This window comes from Micromonospora sp. NPDC005367 (assembly GCF_040606825.1).
In the GTDB taxonomy this organism is placed as follows: domain Bacteria; phylum Actinomycetota; class Actinomycetes; order Mycobacteriales; family Micromonosporaceae; genus Micromonospora.
The window spans coordinates 91,353-112,975 of sequence record NZ_JBEXFP010000018.1; the positions used below are offsets into that span (position 1 = coordinate 91,353).

Sequence of the window (21,623 nt, forward strand, 5' to 3'; positions counted from 1 at the left end):
GCGCTATTCGCCGCGCACCGGCGGGAAGAACCCGATCCGCTCGTACGCGAGGCGCAGCGTTTGGCCGGCCACCGCGCGGGCCTTCTCCGCGCCGGTCGCGAGCAGCTTGTCCAGCTGAGCCGGGTCGTCCAGGTAGCCGCGCGTGCGCTCCTGGATCGGCCGGACGAACTCGCCGACCACCTCGGCCAGATCCTTCTTGAGGTCTCCGTAACCCTTGCCGGCGTACGCGGCGACCAGGTCGTCGATGTCGCGGCCGGAGAGCGCCGAGTAGATGGTCAGCAGGTTGGCGATGCCCGGCTTGCCCTCGGCGTCGAAGACGATCTCCCGGCCGGTGTCGGTGACCGCCGAACGGATCTTCTTGGCCGTACGGGCCGGCTCCTCCAGGAGATCGATGATGCCGGCCGGCGAGGACGAGGACTTCGACATCTTCGCGGTCGGTTCCTGCAGATCGGTGATCTTCGCGGTGTCCTTGACGATGTGCGGCGCGGGCACGGTGAAGGTCTTACCGAACAGCGAGTTGAACCGCTGGGCCAGGTCGCGGGAGAGTTCCAGGTGCTGGCGCTGGTCCTCGCCGACCGGCACCGCGTCGGCCTGGTAGAGCAGGATGTCGGCGGCCTGCAGGATCGGGTAGGTGAAGAGACCGACGCTGGATCGGTCGCTGCCCTGCTTCTGCGACTTGTCCTTGAACTGGGTCATCCGGCTCGCCTCGCCGAACCCGGTGATGCAGCCGAGCACCCAGGCCAGCTGCGGGTGCTCGGGCACCTGGGACTGGACGAACAGGGTGCTGCGCTCAGGGTCGAGGCCGAGCGCGAAGAGCTGGGCGGCGGCGACCCGGGACCGCTGCCGGAGCACCTTCGGGTCGTGCCCGGCGGTGATCGCGTGCAGGTCGACCACGCAGTAGAACGCCTCGTGGGTCTCCTGCAGCGCTACCCAGTGCCGCAACGCGCCCAGATAGTTGCCGAGGTGGAACGAGTCGGCGGTCGGCTGGATGCCGGAGAAGACGCGGGGGCGAGCGGGAACGTCGGGCATGACGCCAATTCTGTCAGCCCGCCCGGGCGTCCGTCATGACGGCCCGGCGGGTCGGCGTCCGCCGGTCGAGGTGGGCGGGTTCACCTCACGCCGCTGCTCCGGCAGTCGTGCGGCGGAGGCCGCGATCCGGGCCGCCCGCCGTCCCTCCATCGCCAGCACCCGCAGCATCCAGCCGCCGGGCAGGTCGCCCGGTTCACCGGTGCCGCCCGGCCCGGGCGCCACCGGCACCTCGTCACCGGCGACCGGCAGCCGGCCCAGCACGGCCATCACGTACCCGCCGACCGTCTCGTACGGCCCGGACGGCAGGGTGATCCCGGTGCGCTCCGCGAAGTCGGCGAGGTTGAGCCGGCCGTCGACCACTGCGGGCAGTCCGGCGTGCACCGGGTCCGGGGTGGCGTCGTACTCGTCGTGGATCTCGCCGACCAGTTCCTCGATGAGGTCTTCGAGCGTGACGATGCCGGCCGTGCCGCCGTACTCGTCGACCACCACCGCCAGGTGGTGCCCCTCCCGGCGCATCTCGGTCAGCGCGGCGAGTACCCGTTTGCTGCCGGGCAGTCGCTTCACCTCCCGGGCCAGCTCGCCGACGGTGACACGGGGATCGGTGTCCGGGCGCAGCAGCACGTCGTGCAGGTGGACGAAGCCGACCACGTCGTCGTGGGTGCCGTCGGTGACCGGATAGCGGGTGTGCGGCTCGGCCCGCACGAGTCGGGCCGCCTCGTTGATGTTCAGCCCGACGGGCAGGAAGACCACCTCGGTGCGGGGCATCATGACTTCGCGGATCATCCGTGCGCCGGCGACCAGCACCTCGTCGATGATCCGGCGCTCGTCGGCGTCGAGCAGGGTGTTCGCGGCCACCAGGTCACGCAGGTCGGACTCGCTGATCTGCTCCCGACCGGCCGCCGGGCCGGCGCCGAGCAGGTTGGTCACCCGGCGCGTGGCGGCGTCGGCCGCCCGTACCACCATCCGGGCCACGGCGCGGGCGAGCGGCCCGGGGTCGCGACTCGGCCGTCGCCGGGCGCGTCGCCGGTGCTCGGGACCGCCTGCCTCCCGCATGTCAGAGATGGTAGACAGCGGGACGTTCGGGCACCGGATTTCCCACGGCCCGCCGTGGCCGGCGGCACTCCGGTCGAACCACCCTCATGTGTTCAACTCTGTTGGATCGTGAGAGTTTATGATGGAATCGGGATGCCCGGCGTGACGGGCCGAGCCACCCCACGCGCCCGTAGGGTGTGCACCGACAGCGGCCGCGTTCCGAGCCGGCCAGGCAGGAGGCAACGACGTGAAACTGCTCGTCACCGGCGGCGCTGGCTACATCGGCAGCGTCGTGACCCGGATGCTGCTCGACGCCGGTCACGAGGTGGTCGTCCTCGACGACCTGCGCACCGGCCACCGGGTCGCGCTCGCCCCCGACGCCACCCACGTCGACCTGCCCGTCCACGAGGCGGCTCAGGTCCTCACCCGGGAAGCCGGCTTCGACGGGGTGCTGCACTTCGCCGCCCTCATCGCCGCCGGCGAGTCGATGGTCAAGCCCGAGATCTACTGGCACAACAACACCATCGGCTCGCTCGCCCTCATCGACGCGGTCCGGGCCGCCGGGATCCCCCGCCTCGTCTTCTCCTCCACCGCCGCGGTCTACGGCAATCCGACGGAGCTGCCGATCCCGGAGACCGCGGTGAAGGCGCCGACCAACACGTACGGGGCCACCAAACTCGCCGTCGACATGGCGCTCACCTCCGAGGCGATCGGGCACGGCCTGGCCGCCGTCTCGCTGCGCTACTTCAACGTGGCGGGCGCGCACCTCACCGACGACGTGGCCCTCGGCGAGCGGCACGACCCGGAGACCCACCTGATCCCGATCGCACTGGACGTCGCCGCCGGCCGGCGGGAGAAGCTCCAACTCTTCGGCGACGACTACCCCACCGTCGACGGCACCTGCGTCCGCGACTACATCCACGTGGCCGACCTGGCCCGGGCCCACCTGCTCGCGCTGGACGCCGCCACCGCCGGCCAGCACCGGGTCTACAACCTCGGCAACGGCAACGGGTTCACCAACCGGCAGGTGGTCGACGTGGTCCGCCAGGTGACCGGGCACCAGCTGCCGGTCGAGATGGCACCGCGCCGCGAAGGCGATCCCGCCGAACTCGTGGCCTCCTCCCGGCTGGCCCGCGAGGAACTGGGCTGGGTGCCGCAGAAGCCGACCCTGCACGACATGGTCGGCGACGCCTGGACCTTCTACCGCACGCACATCATGGATCAGGCATGACCGCCGTCGCCGACCGCGCCACCGCGGGCTTCCGTCAAGAGTTCGGCCAGCCACCCGCAGGTCACTGGGCGGCGCCCGGGCGGGTCAATCTGATCGGCGAGCACACCGACTACAACGACGGCTTCGTGCTCCCCTTCGCGCTGCCGCTGCGTACGGTGGCCGCCGCCGACCGGCAGGAGGGCGCACGCTGGACCGTCTGGTCGGAGCTGTCCGGCGAGACGATCAGCTTCGGCGCCGACGAGGTCGACGAGCCCAGCCGGGTCACCGGCTGGGGCGCGTACGTCGCTGGGGTCGTCTGGGCCCTGCGCGACGCGGGTCACGACGTGCCCGGCGCCCGCTTCGCCATCGCGTCCGACGTGCCACTCGGCGCCGGGCTCTCCTCGTCGGCCGCGCTGGAGGCGGCGGTGCTGACCGCCCTGGTCGACCTGGGCGGCCTCGACCTGCCCGCCGACCGGCAGCCCCGGCTCGCGCAGCGCGCCGAGAACCACTACGTCGGTGCGCCGACCGGCATCATGGACCAGTCGGCCTCCATCCGCTGCCGCGGCGGGCACGCCCTCTTCCTCGACTGCCGCACCGAGGGCGTCGAGCACATCCCGTTCGACCTACGGGCCGCCGGGCTCGCCATGCTGGTCATCGACAGCCACGCCCCGCACCGGCACGCCGACGGCGAGTACGCGGCCCGCCGCAAGTCCTGCGAGGCCGGCGCCGAGCGGCTCGGGGTGCCCGCGCTGCGCGACGTCACCATCGATCAGCTCGACGCCGCGCTCGCCCGCCTCGACGACCCGGAGACCCGCCGCCGGGTCCGGCACGTGGTCACCGAGGACCAGCGGGTGCTCGACACGGTGGCGCTGCTGCGCGCCGGCCGGGTCCGGGAGATCGGCCCGCTGCTCACCGCCTCGCATGTCTCGATGCGCGACGACTTCGAGATCACCGTGCCGGAGATCGACACCGCGGTCGAGGCGGCGCTCGCCGCCGGCGCGCTCGGCGCACGGATGACCGGCGGCGGCTTCGGCGGCTGCGTCCTCGCCCTCGTCGAGGCAGCGGCAGCCGACGCGGTCGCCGCCGCGGTCACCGCCGCGTACGCCAAGAACGGCTTCCAGCCCCCCGAGCACATCACCGCTCTCCCCGCCCCCGGCGCCACCCGCCTCGACTAACCCGGGTCCTCTCCTGCTCGTCCGCCTACTTCATGGAACGAGTGGCCCATCCCGCGCCGGATGGCCACTCGTTCCATGACGGTGCGCGAGAGCCGAGGGGTGGTCCGTCCAGGGGGGACCGTCGATAGGGTCTTGCCTCGACAGGCCGGCGGGGGGAGGCGACGTGACAGACGTCGGGTTTACCGCACAGCAGCGCGCCGGGGCGCTGATGGATGTCGGACGGCACGACGAGGCGGTGCAGGTGCTGCGCGGCGTACTCGCCGAACAGCCCCGGCACGCCGGGGTGCTGTTCCTGCTGGCCCGCTGTCACCGTGTCCTGGGCCAGTACGCCGAGGCCATGCGACTGATCGACCAGGCGCTCGGCTTCGCCGCCACCCAGGAGCACCTGCTCGTCGAGAAGGCTCGGATCCTGCTCGCGGCCGACCAGCCCGGCTACGCGGCCACGGCCGCGCACACAGCGCTGGAACGGTCACCGCGCCTCTGGGAGGCGCACGCGCTGCTGGCCGAGGCGCTCCTCACGCTCGGTAACCCCACGCGCGTGGTGCTGGCCCGCCGGCACGCGGACACCGTGCTCGAACTCGCCCCGCAGGTCCCCACCGCACACCTGCTCGACGCCCGGCTGCACACCCGGATGGGTCGGCCGGGCGCCGCCCGCGCGGCCTGCGGCCGAGCGTTGGCGCTGGACCCGTCGTGCGAGCCGGCCCTGCATCAACTCGCGCTGCTGGACGCCCGGCAGGACCTCACCGGCCGGGCCGTACGCGGATTCACCGCGACGCTCGCCGCCGATCCGCAAGACGGCTGGGCGGCCGTACAGCACGCGGTGAGCGCCGCCGCCCTGTGGTGGCGGCTGTTCGACGCGGTGGCGCTGGCCGCCGTGGCGCACTGGGTGATCTTCGCGCTGCTCGCCGACGCGAGCCGGCTCGTGCGGCTCGCCACCGCGCTGCTCGTCCTGCCGGTGGTGGCCGGTTCGGCCCTGCTGACCTGGCGACGGCAGCCGGGGGCGGTGCGTTGGCAGTTGCGCCGCCAGCTGGGTGCGCGGACCGTAGCGGTCTGCCTGGCGCTCACCCTGGTCGCCCTGGGTGGTCTGCTGCTCAACGGTCTCGCCCCGGCGGCAGAGAGCCCGGCGGGCGGGGTGAGTACCGTGCTGCTGCTGCCGGCCTGCCTGGTGCTCGCCGTTCGCCTGTGGCGGCAGTCGGCCCGCCGGGCCGGGCCGGCGGCCCGCTGGCTCGGCTACCGGGTCTGGACGAGACTGGCGGCCCGCACCACCCTCACCGTCGCCGCCGGCCCGCAGCGCTGATCCCGGGCCGAGCCGGCCGCCGCCTCAACGCCTCTGAACAACGCGCCTCAGCCCCGCAGCGCCCCGACCGCCCGAGCGCCTCGACGCGGCCCAGCCTCTCAGCCCGCCTCGACGATCATGCCGGCGCCGACCGTACGGTTGGTCGTCTCGTCGATGATGACGAAACCGCCGGTGGTGCGATTGCGGCGGTACTCGTCGGCCAGCAGCGGCACCGTCGTGCGCAGCCGGACCCGACCGATCTCGTTGAGCCGCAGTTCACCCGCCGACTCGTCCCGGTGCAGCGAGTTGATGTCGAGCCGGTAGTGCAGACCCCGCACGATCGCCCGCGCCGACCGGGTGGTGTGCTTGATCGCGTACTTGCCGCCGACCTGCAACGGGCGGCTCTCGTCCATCCAGCAGACCATCGCCTCGATGTCCTGCGACACGGCCGGCGCGTTGTTCGGGCGGCAGATCATGTCGCCTCGGGAGATGTCGATCTCGCCGGTCAGCCGTACGGTGACCGACATCGGCGGAAACGCCTCCGCGACCGGCCCGTCGGCGGTCTCCACCGACGCGATCCGGCTGGTGAAACCCGACGGCAGCACCATCACCTCGTCACCCGCCTTGAGCACGCCAGAGGCGACCTGGCCGGCGTAACCGCGGTAGTCGGTGACGGTCGTCGACTGCGGGCGGATCACGTACTGCACCGGGAACCGCACGTCGACCAGATTGCGGTCGCTGGCGATGTGCACCCGTTCCAGGTGGTGCAGCAGCGCCGGCCCCTCGTACCACTGCATGTTCGGCGACCGGCTGACGATGTTGTCGCCCTTCAGCGCGGAGACCGGCACCACCGTCAGGTCGGGCACGTCGAGCTTCGCGGCGAACGCGGTGAACTCGTCGGCGATCCGCTCGAAGACGTCCTGGGAGAAGTCGACCAGGTCCATCTTGTTGACGCAGAGCACCAGGTGCGGTACCCGCAGCAGGGAGCAGAGGAAGGCGTGCCGGCGGGACTGCTCGACCAGGCCCTTACGGGCGTCGACCAGGATCAGCGCCAGGTCCGCGGTGGACGCCCCGGTGACCATGTTGCGGGTGTACTGGATGTGCCCCGGGGTGTCGGCGATGATGAACTTGCGTCGCGGTGTGGCGAAGTACCGGTACGCCACGTCGATGGTGATGCCCTGCTCCCGCTCCGCCCGCAGACCGTCGGTGAGCAGCGCCAGGTTCGTGTACTCGTCGCCGCGCGCCGCGCTGACCGCCTCCACCGCGGCCAACTGGTCGGTGAAGAGCGACTTCGTGTCGTAGAGCAGCCGGCCGATCAACGTCGACTTGCCGTCGTCCACGCTGCCCGCGGTGGCGAAGCGCAGCAGATCCATCCGGCGAGTGGCGGACTCGGCGTCCGTGCCGGCCGACGCGGCGGTCTCGACGGTCATCAGAAGTAGCCCTCCCGCTTGCGGTCCTCCATGGCGGCCTCGCTGACCCGGTCGTCACCACGGGTGGCGCCGCGCTCGGTGATCCGGGTCGCCGCCACCTCCTCGATGACCTTCTCCACCGTGTCCGCGTCCGAGCGCACCGCCGCCGTGCAGGACGCGTCGCCCACCGTGCGGTAACGCACCCGCTCCTTGAACAGCTCCTCGCCCGCCCGCGGGCGGATGAACTCGTTGACGGCGTAGAGCATCCCGTCGCGCTCGATCACCTCGCGCTCGTGCGCGTAGTAGATCGACGGGAGCGGGATCCGCTCGCGGGCGATGTAGTGCCACACGTCCAGCTCGGTCCAGTTGGACAGCGGGAATACCCGGATCGACTCGCCCGGGTGGTGCCGACCGTTGTAGAGCGCCCACAGCTCCGGACGCTGGTTCTTCGGATCCCACTGGCCGAACTCGTCGCGGAAGCTGAACACCCGCTCCTTCGCGCGGGCCTTCTCCTCGTCCCGCCGAGCACCGCCGAAGAGGGCGTCGAAGCGGTGTTCCTCGACCGCCTCCAGCAGGACCGGGGTCTGGATCCGGTTACGCGTCCCGTCCGGGGACTCGCGGACCAGGCCGCGCGCCAGCGCGTCCGGCACGCTCGCCACCACCAGGTGCAGGCCGCTCTCCGCCACCTGCCGGTCGCGGTACTCCAGGACCTCCGGGAAGTTGTGCCCGGTATCCACGTGCATCACCGGGAAGGGCACGTTCGCCGGGGTGAACGCCTTCTGCGCCAGCCGCAGCATGACGATCGAATCCTTGCCGCCCGAGAAGAGCAGCACCGGTCGCTCCATCTCGGCGACCACCTCGCGCATCACGAAGATGCTCTCCGCTTCCAACGCGTCGAGGTGGGAGACCTGGTAGGCGGGGGCGCTCATGACCCGGGCTCGATTCGTTCGCTCATCCGAATTCCAGACCTTTCCGGTCGGGGAAGTCAAGAACTGGGCACAGGCTACCCGGAATGCCTCCGCAGCGCCGCAAGCAACCGAGGGGCGAGATCGCGACGGCAGACCAGCAGGTCGGGCAGGCGCGGATCCGCCTCGTTGTACTTCAGCGTCGAACCATCGATCCGGGAAGCGTGCAATCCGGTAGCGGTCGCCACGGCCACCGGTGCCGCCGAATCCCACTCGTACTGGCCGCCCGCGTGGATGTACGCGTCCACCTCACCGGTCACCACCGCGGCGATCTTCGCGCCGGCCGAACCCATCGGCACGAGGTGCGCCCCCACGTCGTCGGCCAGATCGGTGAGGAACACCGGCGGGCGGCTCCGGCTCGCCGCCAACCGGATCATCCGGCTGCCGGCCGCCGCCGCCTCCACCGCCATCGGCGGGTACGCCGGTGGATAGTCCGTGGCCAGCACCCGCTGCTGCCCGGGCAACCCGACCGCGCCGGCGATCAGGCCGTGCGGGCTCGGCGCCGCACGCGACCAGAGCGCCACGTGCACCGCCCAGTCGGAGCGGCCCTCCTCGGCGAACTCACGGGTGCCGTCCAGCGGGTCGACGATCCACACCCGGTCCGCCGTCCGCCGCGAAACCCCCTCGGGGTTCACCTCCGCCGCCCAGGCCAACCGGGAGCCCTCGTCCTCCTCGGAGAGCACCGCGTCGCCCGGGCGCCACTTCGCCAACTCGGTGCGGATCAGATCGTGCGAAACCTTGTCCCCGGCCGACTTCAGCGCACCCGGGTCGGCGAAACCCAGCTCCGCGCGCAAACCCAGCAGCGCCTGGCCGGCTCGCGCCGCCAGCCACCGGGCGAACGCCCCGTCGATCGTCGGAGGAGTGCCCATGGTCCGCTCCCGTCGCCTCGCCACGGCCCGGTTCGTCCCGTGCGACCCGCGCCGCCGGTCGCCACACATCGAAAGGCGCAGACTACCGGCCCGCACCCCCCGAACGGGTACGCCCCGCCCGCGTCAGGCGCCGTGGTAGAGGTTCTGCGTCTGCTCCACGCCACGGGTTATGACCGACTCCACCATGTCAGCGGCCCGATCGACCAGAAACTCGAGCTCCTTACGCTCGACCGCGCTGAAATCCGACAGTACGAAGTCGGCCGGGTCCTGCCGCCCCGGCGGCCGCCCGATGCCGAACCGGACCCGCACGTAGTCCTTCGTACCCAGCGACTTCGTCATCGAGCGCAACCCGTTGTGGCCGCCCTCGCCACCGCCGACCTTCACCCGCAGCTGCCCGTAGCCGATGTCCAGTTCGTCGTGCACCGCGACGACCTGCCCCGGCACCACCTTGTAGAACTGCGACAACGCGGCCACCGGCCCGCCGGACAGGTTCATGTAGGTCAACGGCTTCACCAGCACCACCCGAGGACCGCCGAAACCCAGCCGGCCCTCCGCGACCTCCGCCACGGCCCGCCGGTGCCGGCCGAACTTCGCGCCCACCCGCTGGGCGAGCAGATCCGCCACCATGAAACCGACGTTGTGCCGGTTGCCGGCGTACTCCCGGCCCGGGTTGCCCAGGCCGACCACCAGCCACGGCCCCGCCTCGTCCGTCACGACCCACCCTTCCCAAGTGCCACTCGACCGGACCCCGATACGCCGACAGGCGCCCCCGAACGCGGGGACGCCTGTCGCACGTTTTGAACCGACCGGATCAGGCCCCGGTACGCGCCTCGGCGTTCTCCTCGCCCTCCGCAGCCGGAGCCGCGTCGGCGCCCTCGGAGGACTCGGTGACCTCGCCGACCTCGGCCTCGGCCTCCTCGGCGGCCTCCTCGACCTCGGGCAGCGTCGCCTCGAGCTGCTCGGCCGTCGGGGCGGCGGTCACCGTGGCGACCGGCAGCTCCGGGTCGGCGACCAGCTCGACACCCGCCGGCAGCGTCACGTCGGCCGCGGTGATCTGCGCACCCACCTCGGCACCCTCGATCGACGCCTCCAGGTGGTCCGGCACCCGGGTGGCGTCGGCGGTCACCGAGAGGGTGTCGTGGTCGTGCACGATCAGCGTGTTCTTCGCGGCCTCGCCGGTCAGCTCGACCGGGACCTCGACGGTGACCTTCTCACCCCGCCGGACCAGCAGCAGGTCGACGTGCTCGAAGGTGTCCTTGATCGGGTCACGCTGGATCGCCTTCGGCAGCGCCAGCACCTGGGTGCCGTCGCTCACCTCGATGGCGAACAGCTGGTTCGCACCACCCTTGCGGATCGCGGCCGCGAACTCACGGGACGGCAGTGCGATGTGCTTCGGCTTCTCGCCGTGGCCGTACAGCACGGCGGGCACCTTGCCGGCCCGGCGGGTACGACGGGCACCACCCTTGCCGAACTCGGTACGGGGCTCGGCGCTGATCTTTACCTCGGACACGGGGAAACTCCTGATGCTTTCGCTGCGGCGGCTTGTCGTCTGGCGGTGCTGGGGCGAGGGGCTCGCTGGGGCTCATGCGTCATGAACGACTGCCCGGAGCACCGCGTCGATGACGGTGCCTCCGTGCGGCGCTTCCTCAGCGGCCCGCCGGGCACCCTCGCCGTGGCAACCGCACCAGTCTACCCGAGAGAATTCCCGGCTTTCCGCCAGTCCCCATATCACCGCCGACGTTGACTCGCAGGCCAACTCCGCCATCCCCGGCGGCCGCCCACGACGGCCGCCGGACAGGCGACAGCGACCTCAGCTGAGGCCACCGAAGAGCGTGGTCACCGAACCGTCGTCGAAGACCTCGCGGATCGCCCGGGCGAGCAGCGGAGCGATCGACAGCACGGCGATCTTGTCGAGCTGCTTCTCCGGCGGCAACGGCAGCGTGTTGGTCACCACGACCTCGCTGATCGGGCTGTTCTTCAAGCGCTCCGTCGCCGGGTCGCTGAGCAGGGCGTGGGTCGACGCGACGATCACGTCGGCGGCGCCGGACTCCTTCAGGATGTCCGCCGCGCGGCAGATCGTGCCACCCGTGTCGATCATGTCGTCCACGATCAGGCAGACCCGGCCCTCGACGTCACCGACGACCCGGTTCGCGACCACCTGGTTCGGCTTCATCGGATCGCGGGTCTTGTGGATGAACGCCAGCGGGCACCCACCCAGCCGGTCCGTCCAACGCTCGGCCACCCGCACCCGGCCCGAGTCCGGTGCGACCACCGTCAGCGGCCGGCCCGCGTACTGGCGCTCGACGTACTCGGCCAGCACGTCCATCGCGAAGAGGTGATCGACCGGCCCGTCGAAGAATCCCTGGATCTGCGCGGTGTGCAGATCCACGGTGAGGATCCGGTTCGCCCCCGCCGTCTTCAGCAGGTCGGCGATGAGCCGGGCCGAGATCGGTTCCCGGCCCCGGTGCTTCTTGTCCTGCCGCGAGTACGGGTAGAACGGCAGGACGACGGTGATCCGCTTGGCCGAACCGCGCTTCAACGCGTCGATCATGATCAGGGTCTCCATGACCCAGGTGTTCACACCGTGCGTGACGGACTGCACCACGAAGGCGTCCGAACCACGCACCGAATCCCTGTACCGCACGAAGATCTCGCCATTGGCGAAATCGTACGCATCGGTAGGCGTCGGCGCGATGCCGAGCACCTCCCCGATCTCCTTGGCCAGCTCCGGAAAGCCACGTCCGGTGAAGAGCATCAGGCTCTTGCGGTTTTCGGCGACGATGCTGCCCATGGGCCCGTCTGCTCCCGTTGGTCGGTGGTGCCCGGCGCGCGGTGGTGGTGGGCCGGGGACTAGTCGGTTGCAGTATCTCCCTCGGGTGATTCCCCGCCCAGGGCCCGGCCATCCCCGTGGATTGCCTCACCTTCACTTGCCGCCGCGGTTCCCGCCGACGCACCCTCCGCGGCACGCAACGCCCGCTCGGCCGCTGCCGCGGACACCGTGCCGGGGCGCTTGCGGGCCACCCAGCCCTCGATTTCGCGCTGCGGCGCGCGAGTCACACCCAGCGCGCCCGGCGGCACGTCCTTGCTGATCGCACTGCCCGCCGCGATGTACGCACCGGCACCCACCTCGACCGGCGCGATCAGGCTGGTGTCGCAGCCGACGAACGCCCCCTCGCCGACGATCGTCCGGTTCTTGTTCACCCCGTCGTAGTTCACGAAGATCGTCGCCGCGCCGATGTTCGCCTTCGCGCCGATCGTCGCGTCACCCACGTACGACAGGTGCGGCACCTTCGCGCCCGGCCCCACCTCGGAGTTCTTCACCTCGACGAACGTCCCGACCTTCGACTTCTCCGCCAGGCGCGCGTCCGGACGCAGGTACGCGTACGGACCGACGCTCGCGCCCGGGCCGACCTGCGCGCCCACCGCGTGGCTGCGCAGCACCGTCGCGCCCTCGCCCACCACCGTGTCGATCAGCGTCACGTCCGGGCCGACCACGGCGCCGGAGCCCACCACGGTGGCACCGCGCAACTGCGTGTTCTGGTCGACCACGGCGTCCCGATCCAGCGCGACGGTCACGTCGATCCAGGTGGTCTCCGGGTCGAGCAGGCTCACCCCGGTACGCATCCAGCCCTCGTTGATCCGGTCGCGCAGCAGCCGGCGCAGCGCCGCCAGCTCGACCCGGTCGTTGCAGCCCAACGTCTCCGTATGATCCGACGCGACGTGCACGGCCACCGGCTCACCCGCCGAGTTGAGCAGACCGAAGACGTCGGTCAGGTACTCCTCGCCCTGGTCGTTGTCCGTGGACAGCTTGCCCAGCGCGTCGCGCAGCCGCACCACGTCGAAGGCGTAGCTGCCGGCGTTGATCTCCCGGATCGTGCGTTGCGCCGCGGTGGCGTCCCGCTCCTCGACGATCTGCTCCAGCCGGCCGTCGGCGGACCGCACGATCCGGCCCAGGCCGGTGGGGTCGGGCACCTCGGCGGCGAGCACCGTCGCGGCCGCGCCGGCCTGCTCGTGCGCGTACACCAGCGCGCTCACCGTCTCCGGGCGAAGCAACGGCACATCTCCGTTGATCACGACGACGGTGCCGGTGGCGTCCGGTACGGCCTCGAGCGCGATCCGCACCGCGTGACCGGTGCCGAGCTGCTCGGCCTGGAGCACCGGAACGACGTCCGGCGCGATCTCGGCGAGGTGCCCGCGGACCTGGTCGGCGCCGTGCCCGACCACCACCACGGTCCGGTCCGCGCCGAGCGGCGCGGCCGCGCTCAACACATGGCCGAGCAGCGTACGACCGAGCAGCGGGTGCAGCACTTTCGGCAGCGCCGATTTCATCCGCTTGCCCTCACCGGCGGCGAGCACGACGACGGTGCGATGGTGGGGCTGGGACACGACCTGGCTCCCGTCGGGACGACGACACTTCCGCGGTCATGCTAACCAGACATCAACGGCCGACGAGCAGAAGCTCCCGGGAGAGGATTCGAACCCCTACAATCAGGACCAAAACCTGACGTCCTGCCATTAGACGACCCGGGACGGTCAAAACAGTCAAGGCGATTAGCTGCCGACCACTACACCTTAGCGTCCCGGTGGCGGCATGCCATCGCCCATTCCCTTCATGATCCCTTCTATCTTCCAGTACAGCCGGCTCGACCTGGCCACCTCGACGGCGAGGCACCCTCGGTAGCCGTCGCCGGTGTTCCGCCGATTCGTGGTTGGCCGGTGCCGCTTGAGGACAGTGGGCTGGAAATCCTCCGGCGAGACGCCGACCAGAGCAGACCACCAGCGCACAGCCTCCAGCGCGTCGGCGCTCTCGTGGATGCTGACCCGAAACCGCAGGTCCGCGCGTGGCACGCCCATCGCCGCCACGAAGCGGAGAAACAGCGTGATCAGCGCGGGGTCGCTGTTGACGAACCTGACCCGGCAGTCGTTGGGACGCCACGGCTTCGCCTTCGTGCCCTCGGCCCAGTAGATCGCCGCTCCGACGAGGACCAATTCCCGGTAGCGAAGCTACTTCACCCAGCCTGCGGTCGCCGCGACGGTGTCCGTCCGAGCCGCGTCCCGCGCTGCTCGATGACCTGCCCACTGCGCGTCGGTCATCACCTTTGAGTGAGCCCGGCGTCGGGCTCGGGACTCCTCGTCGTCAGGTAGGGGCATGTGTCCGATCCAGCGGTAGGCGGTCGACTTGGCCACCCCCAGCCGTTGCGCGATCACGGGCACCGAGCAGCCCTGGGACCGCAGGCGCACGGCCTGCGCGTACAGGTCGTCCTCGTCACGAGGGTCGGTCATGGGGCGACGCTACGTCGCCGGTACGACGAAAGCGGCTCGCGAACTTCCCCGTGCGATCTACGGTTCCGTAAGTTACGGTGACGTAGGCGTAGCTTGCGATGTCCCCGACTCCCCTGCGAGGTGCCATGTCGACCGCTCTGCTCGAACCGAAAGCGTCCGGACCGAAGCCACTTACCCAGGGCACGCAGTCGCCCGGCATCCTCGTCGCCCTCTGGCTGTTCGTGGTGATTCCCTTCGCGGCCCTGGTCGCCGCCGTGCCGATGGCCTGGGGTGGCTGGTTGAGCTGGACCGACGTGGGCATCGCCGCGTTCTGGTACGTGCTCTCCGGGCTCGGTGTGACGGTCGGCTACCACCGCTACTTCACCCACGGTTCGTTCAAGGCGCGGCGCGGGTTGCGCGTGGCGCTGGCGGTCTCCGGCTCGATCGCCGTACAGGGCGAGATCATCCAGTGGGTGGCCGACCACCGTCGCCACCACGCCTTCTCCGACCTGGAGGGCGACCCGCACTCGCCGTGGCGGTTCGGCGAGAGCGTCTGGGGCCTGACCCGCGGCCTCTTCCACGCGCACGTCGGCTGGATGTTCCACCGGGAACTTTCCAACCGGCAGCGGTTCGCGCCCGACCTGGTCGCCGACCGGGACATCAAGCGCGTCGACAAGCTCTTCCCGCTGATCGTGACCGTCTCAGTGCTGGGTCCGGCGCTGATGGGCGGGCTGCTGACCTGGTCCTGGCAGGGCGCGCTGACCGCGCTCTTCTGGGCGGGGCTGGTCCGCATCGCGCTGCTGCACCACGTGACCTGGGCGATCAACTCGGTCTGCCACGTCTACGGCGAGCGCCCCTTCGCCATGCGGAACGGCGACCGGGCGGCGAACTTCTGGCCACTGGCGATCCTCTCCTTCGGAGAGAGCTGGCACAACCTGCACCACGCGGACCCGACCTGTGCGCGGCACGGCGTCATGCGCGGTCAGGTGGACATCTCGGCCCGGGTCATCTGGTTCCTCGAGAAGTTCGGCGCGGCGTACGACGTGCGCTGGCCGAAGCCGGAACGTCTGGCAGCGAAGCTCGTGTCGCCGTCGGCGGGATGATCCGGGAGTTGAGCTCGCGCGTTACCTGGCAGTATTGCCCGGTGACCGAACCAAGCGGGGGGAATGCCGCGCGGCACGGCGACAGGGGGGCCACGCACGCGGCGGGTACGGTCGGGCGGCGCGCGAGCGCCCTCCGGCCGTACATCAGTGAGGCGGCGAAGTGACCGGATACGGCGGAGGCACCATCCCACGGCAGGGCGTCACCGAGCGCCGGCGAGGTGACCAGATGGCGGATGTGTCAAGCAGCGACAGTGGCGTCAATCGACAACGACCGGTCGCCGGGCCCGGCGGCAAGTCTCCTTCGCGGGTACGCATGTCGGCGGCTCAGCGCCGGGAGCAGCTGATCTCGATCGGGCGGCAACTCTTCGCCGAGCGTGGCTTCGACGCGACCTCGGTGGAGGAGGTGGCGGCTCGGGCGAAGGTCTCGAAGCCGGTGGTGTACGAGCACTTCGGTGGCAAGGAGGGGCTCTACGCCGTCGTGGTGGACCGGGAGGTCCGCGCGCTGCTGGACCGGATCACCACGGCGTTGACCGCCGGCCATCCGAGGGAGTTGCTGGAGCAGGCGGCGATGGCGCTGCTCAGCTACATCGAGGAGGAGACGAGCGGGTTCCGGGTGCTGGTCCGCGAGTCGCCGTTGATGGCGGCGACGGGCAACTTCAGCAGCGTGCTCAACGACGTGGCCCATCAGGTCGAGCACATCCTGGGCGCCGAGTACAAGAGCCGGGGGTACGACCCGAAGCTGGCCGAGCTCTACTCGCAGGCGCTGGTCGGCATGGTGGCGTTGACCGGCCGCTGGTGGCTGGAGGTCCGCAAGCCGCGGAAGGAGACGGTCGCCGCGCACCTGGTGAACCTGGCCTGGAACGGCTTGTCGCATCTGGAGGCGAAGCCGACGTTGATCTCCTCTCGGAACCGCTGAGCACGGCCGATCCACCGGGGCGGCCGCATCTGGTCAGGGAGTGTTCGCCTCGGAGATCTGCTTGTCCCGGTTGCGTCGCTCCGCCTCGGCGAGCTCGGGTGGGCCGACCTTGTCGTACAGGCCGGTGCCGAGCAGCACCAGGCCGAAGATCATCGACACGATCACCGTCGACATCGAGAAGTTCAGGAAGTTCGCCTCGGTCTGCAACAGCGACATCATGAGGATGCTGGTGACCAGAAAGACGATGCCGGCGGTCAGGTTCATGTAGTGGCCGAGGTTGGTGCGGCGCGAGGCACCGATGATCAAGAAGGCGCCGAAGATCACCGACGCGATGGAGAACGCGAGGTTGGTGCGGAGCCCGAGGGCCCAGTTGCTCTCGCGGGCGAAGAGGGACTCGCCGGCGGTCAGCACGACTCCCCACACACCGAACATCAGGATGTAGAGCCCGATGAGCCCGGAGAGAACCCGGTAGATCGGCCGCGCCGGATGGTTCATCGGGAAATGCGCCATGAGCCTCTCCTCCGCCCGAGATGACCGGTTCTGGAGGATTGTCGCCCGCCGGACCACCAACTGTCCGGCGAACCCACTGGTCCACCCGCACAAGAAAGATCCCGCCCACCCAGCGGAAGTCCTGCCGGGCCGAGCCACAAAAAGACGTCCCACCCCTCCGGGCCGAAGGCGCCGGACGGAGCAGGACCAGGAGGGGTTTCGCCGGAGCCCGACCCGCGGAGGGATCAAGCCTGACCGCCCGGAGCGGGTCGGGCTCCGGCGAAACCTTCAAGCGCAGGGAACCAGAAGCGCAACCAGAAGCTCAGAGCACGAGGCGAGCCTTCTGCCACGCCTCCTTCTCCTCGTCGGTGCCGACCTTGCCGTACATGCCGACCATCAGCAGCAGGATGCCGGCGATCATGAAGACGATGACCGTGCCGATGTTGAAGTTGAAGATGTTCGCGTCGGTCCGGATGAACGCGAGCCCGCCGAGGGTGCCGACCATCAGGACGTACGCCACCCACTGATTGATCGCCACGTCGATGTTGCGGCCGAGCACGGTACCGGCCAGCACGAGAATGCCGAACACGATGCTGATCAGCGAGAAGACGAGGTTCGTGCCCTGGCCGAGGACCAGGGTGTCATCCTGGGCGAGGGCGTCGTTGCCGGCGGTCGCGATGATGCCGAGCACACCGAAGACCACCAGGTACAGACCGATCAGCCCGCCGATCGCCCGGTAGATCGGCCGCGCGGGGTGGTTGACGGGGGTGTGGGCCATGTCTGAGTCTCCAACGCCGTTTCGGGTGAGGGTCGACGACGATTCTCCCGCACGCCGGATTGTGACTCGGCACACGGGGCCCACCTGCGGTGGCGACCACTGGCCGGGCCGCCACCGTCGATGGGTCGAGGTCGCTGGGGTCAGTCGGCGGGCAGTTGCTCGGCCAGGGTCAGCCAGGACTCCTCGGTCTGTTCCCGTTCGGCCCGCAGGTCCTTGAGCTGGCCGTCCAGCTCAGCGACCTTCGCGTAGTCGGTGGCGTGCTCGGCCAGCTGGCCGAGCAGCGCCGCCTCACGCTGCTCCAGCTTGCTGATCTGCCGTTCCAACCGGGTGAGGTCCTTGCGGGCCTGCCGCACCTCGGCGGCGGAGAAACCGGTGCGGGCCGGTGCCTCCGGCGTGGCGGCGGGCACGGCCTCGGTACGGGCGGAGCCGGGTCGGCCGGCCGCCCGGGCCAGGTACTCGTCCACGCCGCCGGGCAGGTGCACCAGCCGGCCGTCGCCGAACATGCCGTACACGACGTCGGTCACCCGCTCGATGAGGTAGCGGTCGTGGCTGGCCACGATCAGCGTCCCCGGCCACGAGTCGAGCAGGTCCTCCAGCCCGGCGAGGGTATCGGTGTCCAGGTCGTTCGTGGGCTCGTCGAAGAGGAGCACGTTCGGCTCGCCGGCGAGCAGGCGGAGCATCTGCAGGCGGCGACGTTCGCCACCGGAGAGGTCGCTGACCGGTGTCCAGAGTCGCCGGTCGTCGAAACCGAAGATCTCGGCGAGCTGGGCGGCGGAGATCTCCCGGTCGCCGAGCTGTACGCGGCGGGCCACCTCCTCGACGGCCTCCAGCACGCGCAGCTGCCCGGGCAGCTCGGCCAGTTCCTGGGAGAGGAAGGCGGGCCGGACGGTGGAGCCGGTGACAAACCGACCGCCGTCCGGGCGGGTGACACCGGCGAGCATCCGCAGCAGCGTGGTCTTGCCGGCTCCGTTGGCGCCCAGGATGGCCACCCGGTCGCCGGGGCCGACCTGCCAGGTGAGGTCGTGCAGGATCTCCTTCGGGCCGGCGTGCAGGGTGACCTGCTCCAGGTCGTACACCTGCTTGCCGAGCCGGGCGGTCGCGAGCCGTTGCAGCGACATGGTGTCGCGCGCTGGTGGGACGTCGGCGATCAGCGCGTTGGCCGCGTCGATCCGGAACTGCGGCTTGGAGGTTCGGGCGGGCGGGCCGCGGCGCAGCCAGGCGATCTCCTTGCGGAGCAGGTTCTGCCGGCGGGCCTCGGTGGCCGCCGCGACCCGTTCCCGTTCGGCACGGGCGAGGGTCCAGGCGGCGAAGCCCCCCTCGTACGACCGGACGGTCTGGTCGGCGACCTCCCAGGTGGCGCTGCAGACGGCGTCGAGGAACCAGCGGTCGTGGGTGACGACGACGAGCGCGCCCTTACGGCCGAGCAGGTGCCGGGCAAGCCAGTCGACGCCGCCGACGTCGAGGTGGTTGGTGGGCTCGTCGAGGATCAGCAGGTCGGAGTCGCGGACCAGCAGCGCGGCGAGCGCCACCCGGCGGCGCTCACCGCCGGACATCGGGCCGACCGGCTGGTCGAGGCCGAGGTGGGGCATGCCGAGGCCGTCGAGGATGCCGCGGACGCCGGCGTCACCGGCCCACTCGTGCTCGGCGCCCATGCTCTCCTCGAGCCACTCGGTGCCGAGCACGACGTCCCGGACGGTGGCGTCGGGGGCGAGGGTGAGGTTCTGTGGCAGCCAGGCGACGCGCAGGTCGCGGCGGTGGGTGACGCGGCCGTCGTCCGGCTCCTCGCTGCGGGTGAGCAGCCGGAGCAGCGTCGACTTGCCGGCGCCGTTGAGCCCGACCACGCCGATCCGGTCGGCGTCGTCGAGGCCGAGCGAGACGTCGGTGAGCAGCGGCCCGGCGGCCCCGTAGCCCTTGGACACCCGGTCCAGGTTGAGGATGTTGGCCACGACCTACCTTTCATGATCAAGGCGTCCGGTGCCGGCGAGGCACGGGACGCCTGGCCTTCAAGGGTACGCGGACACCCTCGATCGCGCGGTCGCCGCCCGCTGCGGCGAACGGCGGGCAGGTGGTGGCGTCAGATGATCCGGGCGCCGGCCACCGGGCCGTGCGCCACCCGGGCCTCGCGGCACACGGCGGCCGCGGTCAGCTCGGCGGCGATCCGCTCGGCGCGCCTGCTGTCCTCCGCGAGGAAGACGCAGGTCGGTCCGGATCCGGAGACGATGCCGGCCAGCGCTCCGGCCGCCTCGCCCGCCTTGAGCGTCTCGGCGAGCGCGGGACGCATCGCGAGGGCGGCGTCCTGGAGGTCGTTGCCGAGCGCGGCGGCGAGCACCCGCGGGTCCCGCTGGCGTAGTGCGCCGAGCAGGGCGTCGGTGCTGCCGAGCGGCGGGCCGGCGCTGCCGGCCTCGCGCAGCCGGTCCAGCTCGCGGTAGGCGGCGGGCGTGGAGAGGCCGCCGTCCGCGATGGCGACGACCCAGTGCCAGGAGGTCGGGCGGGCCAGCACCGGACTGACCGCCTCGCCGCGCCCGGTGCCCAGGGCGGTGCCGCCGTGGATGAGGAACGGCACGTCCGACCCGAGGTCGGCGGCGATGCCCGCCAGTTCGTCGCGGGAGAGTCCGGTGCCCCAGAGCGCGTCGCAGGCGACCAGGGTGGCGGCCGCGTCGGCGCTGCCACCGGCGAGGCCGCCGGCGAGCGGGATCTGCTTGCGCAGGTGCAGCCGGGCGTGCGGGAGCACCCCGGCGTACCCGGCGAGCGCGTGGGCGGCCCGGATCGCCAGGTTGCTGTCGTCCAGAGCCAGTTCACCGGCGCCTTCTCCCTCCATGGTGAGGGTGAGGGTGTCGCCCCGGCGGGCCGTCAGCTCGTCGTAGATGGAGATCGCGTGGTAGACGGTGTTGAGTTCGTGGTAGCCGTCGCGGCGCAGCGGTCCCACGCCGAGGTGGAGGTTGACCTTCGCGGGCACCCGCACCTTCACCGGGCCGCTGGCCCCACGCCGCTGCTCGTCCTCGTCGTCCGGTCGCCAGGCCTCGGTCACGGGGCGATGTCCCGCGCACGCAGGCGGATGTCGAACGGCTTCTCCACGATCAGCTCCTCGGCAGCGTCGACGACCGGCTCGTACCGGCCATCGACCAGGTCGTACGCGTACACGTGCAACGGATCCTGCTCGATCCGCAGGTGGTGCGGGGTGCCGGCGGGCACGGCGCCAGCCTACTGCCCGGCGAGTGCGGCAGCCGGGGCCGACGCGGCGATGGCGGCGAACTGCTCGACGGTGAGCGCCTCGCCGCGTGCCCCGGGGTCGACGCCCGCGGCGGTGAGCGCGGCGGCGGCCCGGTCGGCGCCCCCGGCCCAGCCGGCGAGGGCGGCACGCAGTGTCTTGCGCCGCTGGGCGAACGCCGCGTCGACCACGGCGAAGACCTTTTCGCGGGCCACGTCGGTGCGGGGCGGTTCGCGGCGGGTGAAGGCCACCAGGCCGGAGTCGACGTTCGGCACGGGCCAGAAGACGTTGGGCGGGACCCGGCCGGCGGCGCGGGCGCGGGCGTACCAGGCGAGCTTGACCGACGGGATGCCGTACACCTTGGAGCCTGGACCGGCGACCAGCCGGTCGGCGACCTCCTTCTGCACCATCACCAGGCCGTGTCGCAGGCCGGGCAGCTCGGCGAGCAGGTGCAGCACCACGGGCACGGCGACGTTGTAGGGCAGGTTCGCCACCAGCGCGGTGGGCGCCGGGTCGCCGAGGTCGGCCGCGGTGACGCGCAGCGCGTCCGCGTGGTGCACGGTGAGCCGGGCGGCGTGCGGGCCGGCGTACCGGGCGGCGGTCTCGGGCAGCGCGCCGGCCAGCACCGGGTCGATCTCGACGACGTGTACGTGCGCGGCGACCGGGAGCAGGGCCAGGGTGAGCGAGCCGAGCCCGGGGCCGACCTCCAGTGCCACGTCGTCGGGCGCGAGCCCGGCGGCGGTGACGATCCGCCGCACGGTGTTCGGATCGTGCACGAAGTTCTGCCCGAGCCGCTTCGTCGGGGCCACACCCAACCGGGCGGCCAGCTCCCGGATCTCCGCCGGGCCGAGGAGACCGCTCATGGGCAGCAGCGTAGGTGGGCCGGCCGGGCCGTCTGGAAG

Annotated in this window: 22 protein-coding genes and 1 tRNA gene; 5 read left to right on the forward strand and 18 right to left on the reverse strand. The window is 71.3% G+C overall.

What is annotated here, in order from left to right:
* Nucleotides 1-3 precede the first annotated feature (3 nt).
* Both trpS and ABZS42_RS15450 read right to left on the reverse strand, forming a co-directional pair.
* Nucleotides 4-1,029: a tryptophan--tRNA ligase gene (gene trpS, locus ABZS42_RS15445; protein WP_355145594.1), complete on the reverse strand. Its 1,026-nt coding sequence runs from the start codon at nucleotides 1,027-1,029 to the stop codon at nucleotides 4-6.
* A gap of 33 nt (nucleotides 1,030-1,062) precedes the next feature.
* The gene (locus tag ABZS42_RS15450; protein ID WP_355145596.1) at nucleotides 1,063-2,082 is read right to left on the reverse strand and encodes a hemolysin family protein; all 1,020 of its coding nucleotides are present in this window, start codon (nucleotides 2,080-2,082) and stop codon (nucleotides 1,063-1,065) included.
* A gap of 280 nt (nucleotides 2,083-2,362) precedes the next feature.
* Between ABZS42_RS15450 and galE the strand changes: the two genes are divergently transcribed.
* The 3 genes from galE to ABZS42_RS15465 all read left to right on the forward strand — a co-directional run bounded on the left by galE (nucleotide 2,363) and on the right by ABZS42_RS15465 (nucleotide 5,743).
* Entirely contained in the window at nucleotides 2,363-3,292 is a 930-nt protein-coding gene (galE, locus tag ABZS42_RS15455; protein ID WP_355145689.1) for a UDP-glucose 4-epimerase GalE, read from the forward strand.
* Nucleotides 3,289-4,446 (forward strand): galactokinase, encoded by a 1,158-nt coding sequence (gene galK / locus ABZS42_RS15460; protein WP_355145598.1) that lies wholly within the window; start codon nucleotides 3,289-3,291, stop codon nucleotides 4,444-4,446. Before galE ends, galK begins: the two co-directional genes overlap by 4 nt.
* A 163-nt stretch (nucleotides 4,447-4,609) precedes the next feature.
* Nucleotides 4,610-5,743, forward strand: coding sequence for a tetratricopeptide repeat protein (locus ABZS42_RS15465; protein ID WP_355145600.1), 1,134 nt, complete (start codon nucleotides 4,610-4,612; stop codon nucleotides 5,741-5,743).
* A gap of 98 nt (nucleotides 5,744-5,841) precedes the next feature.
* On the opposite strand, the gene ABZS42_RS15470 is transcribed toward ABZS42_RS15465, so the two are convergent.
* The 10 genes from ABZS42_RS15470 to ABZS42_RS15515 all read right to left on the reverse strand — a co-directional run bounded on the left by ABZS42_RS15470 (nucleotide 5,842) and on the right by ABZS42_RS15515 (nucleotide 14,248).
* Nucleotides 5,842-7,152, reverse strand: a complete 1,311-nt coding sequence (locus tag ABZS42_RS15470; protein WP_355145602.1) for a GTP-binding protein — start codon at nucleotides 7,150-7,152, stop codon at nucleotides 5,842-5,844.
* Nucleotides 7,152-8,060: a sulfate adenylyltransferase subunit CysD gene (cysD, locus tag ABZS42_RS15475; RefSeq protein WP_355145604.1), complete on the reverse strand. Its 909-nt coding sequence runs from the start codon at nucleotides 8,058-8,060 to the stop codon at nucleotides 7,152-7,154. The genes ABZS42_RS15470 and cysD overlap by 1 nt, the downstream gene beginning before the upstream one ends.
* Before the next feature lie 74 nt (nucleotides 8,061-8,134).
* Nucleotides 8,135-8,965, reverse strand: a complete 831-nt coding sequence (locus tag ABZS42_RS15480) for an inositol monophosphatase family protein (RefSeq protein ID WP_355145606.1) — start codon at nucleotides 8,963-8,965, stop codon at nucleotides 8,135-8,137.
* Between the two features lie 123 nt (nucleotides 8,966-9,088).
* Complete coding sequence (gene pth, locus ABZS42_RS15485; protein ID WP_355145608.1) at nucleotides 9,089-9,679, reverse strand: aminoacyl-tRNA hydrolase; 591 nt, start codon at nucleotides 9,677-9,679, stop codon at nucleotides 9,089-9,091.
* 97 nt (nucleotides 9,680-9,776) lie between these two features.
* Nucleotides 9,777-10,475, reverse strand: coding sequence for a 50S ribosomal protein L25/general stress protein Ctc (locus ABZS42_RS15490; RefSeq protein ID WP_355145610.1), 699 nt, complete (start codon nucleotides 10,473-10,475; stop codon nucleotides 9,777-9,779).
* Nucleotides 10,476-10,775: 300 nt separating this feature from the next.
* Nucleotides 10,776-11,756 carry a ribose-phosphate diphosphokinase gene (locus tag ABZS42_RS15495; RefSeq protein ID WP_355145612.1) on the reverse strand — a complete coding sequence of 327 codons (981 nt, stop codon included), beginning with the start codon at nucleotides 11,754-11,756 and terminating at the stop codon, nucleotides 10,776-10,778.
* A gap of 59 nt (nucleotides 11,757-11,815) precedes the next feature.
* Nucleotides 11,816-13,351: a bifunctional UDP-N-acetylglucosamine diphosphorylase/glucosamine-1-phosphate N-acetyltransferase GlmU gene (gene glmU / locus ABZS42_RS15500; protein WP_355145614.1), complete on the reverse strand. Its 1,536-nt coding sequence runs from the start codon at nucleotides 13,349-13,351 to the stop codon at nucleotides 11,816-11,818.
* Nucleotides 13,352-13,424: 73 nt separating this feature from the next.
* Nucleotides 13,425-13,495, reverse strand: a tRNA-Gln gene (locus tag ABZS42_RS15505).
* 42 nt (nucleotides 13,496-13,537) lie between these two features.
* Nucleotides 13,538-13,954: a hypothetical protein gene (locus tag ABZS42_RS15510; RefSeq protein WP_355145616.1), complete on the reverse strand. Its 417-nt coding sequence runs from the start codon at nucleotides 13,952-13,954 to the stop codon at nucleotides 13,538-13,540.
* 15 nt (nucleotides 13,955-13,969) lie between these two features.
* Nucleotides 13,970-14,248 carry a helix-turn-helix domain-containing protein gene (locus ABZS42_RS15515; RefSeq protein ID WP_355145618.1) on the reverse strand — a complete coding sequence of 93 codons (279 nt, stop codon included), beginning with the start codon at nucleotides 14,246-14,248 and terminating at the stop codon, nucleotides 13,970-13,972.
* A 125-nt stretch (nucleotides 14,249-14,373) separates the two neighbouring features.
* Between ABZS42_RS15515 and ABZS42_RS15520 the strand changes: the two genes are divergently transcribed.
* Both ABZS42_RS15520 and ABZS42_RS15525 read left to right on the forward strand, forming a co-directional pair.
* Complete coding sequence (locus ABZS42_RS15520; RefSeq protein ID WP_355145620.1) at nucleotides 14,374-15,330, forward strand: acyl-CoA desaturase; 957 nt, start codon at nucleotides 14,374-14,376, stop codon at nucleotides 15,328-15,330.
* Between the two features lie 226 nt (nucleotides 15,331-15,556).
* On the forward strand, nucleotides 15,557-16,246 hold the full coding sequence (locus ABZS42_RS15525; protein ID WP_355145622.1) for a TetR/AcrR family transcriptional regulator: 690 nt from the start codon (nucleotides 15,557-15,559) through the stop codon (nucleotides 16,244-16,246).
* Nucleotides 16,247-16,279: 33 nt separating this feature from the next.
* Here the strand turns inward: ABZS42_RS15525 and ABZS42_RS15530 are convergent, their stop codons facing one another.
* From ABZS42_RS15530 to rsmA, 6 genes are all read right to left on the reverse strand, one after another.
* Nucleotides 16,280-16,756, reverse strand: coding sequence for a DUF4383 domain-containing protein (locus ABZS42_RS15530; protein WP_355145624.1), 477 nt, complete (start codon nucleotides 16,754-16,756; stop codon nucleotides 16,280-16,282).
* A 301-nt stretch (nucleotides 16,757-17,057) separates the two neighbouring features.
* Nucleotides 17,058-17,513: a DUF4383 domain-containing protein gene (locus ABZS42_RS15535; RefSeq protein ID WP_355145626.1), complete on the reverse strand. Its 456-nt coding sequence runs from the start codon at nucleotides 17,511-17,513 to the stop codon at nucleotides 17,058-17,060.
* A gap of 140 nt (nucleotides 17,514-17,653) precedes the next feature.
* Nucleotides 17,654-19,459, reverse strand: coding sequence for an ABC-F family ATP-binding cassette domain-containing protein (locus ABZS42_RS15540; RefSeq protein WP_355145628.1), 1,806 nt, complete (start codon nucleotides 19,457-19,459; stop codon nucleotides 17,654-17,656).
* A 128-nt stretch (nucleotides 19,460-19,587) separates the two neighbouring features.
* The gene (locus ABZS42_RS15545; protein ID WP_355145630.1) at nucleotides 19,588-20,541 is read right to left on the reverse strand and encodes a 4-(cytidine 5'-diphospho)-2-C-methyl-D-erythritol kinase; all 954 of its coding nucleotides are present in this window, start codon (nucleotides 20,539-20,541) and stop codon (nucleotides 19,588-19,590) included.
* Complete coding sequence (locus ABZS42_RS15550; RefSeq protein WP_355145632.1) at nucleotides 20,538-20,705, reverse strand: Uma2 family endonuclease; 168 nt, start codon at nucleotides 20,703-20,705, stop codon at nucleotides 20,538-20,540. The genes ABZS42_RS15545 and ABZS42_RS15550 overlap by 4 nt, the downstream gene beginning before the upstream one ends.
* A 9-nt stretch (nucleotides 20,706-20,714) precedes the next feature.
* Nucleotides 20,715-21,584, reverse strand: a complete 870-nt coding sequence (gene rsmA / locus ABZS42_RS15555; protein WP_355145634.1) for a 16S rRNA (adenine(1518)-N(6)/adenine(1519)-N(6))-dimethyltransferase RsmA — start codon at nucleotides 21,582-21,584, stop codon at nucleotides 20,715-20,717.
* Nucleotides 21,585-21,623: the final 39 nt, after the last annotated feature.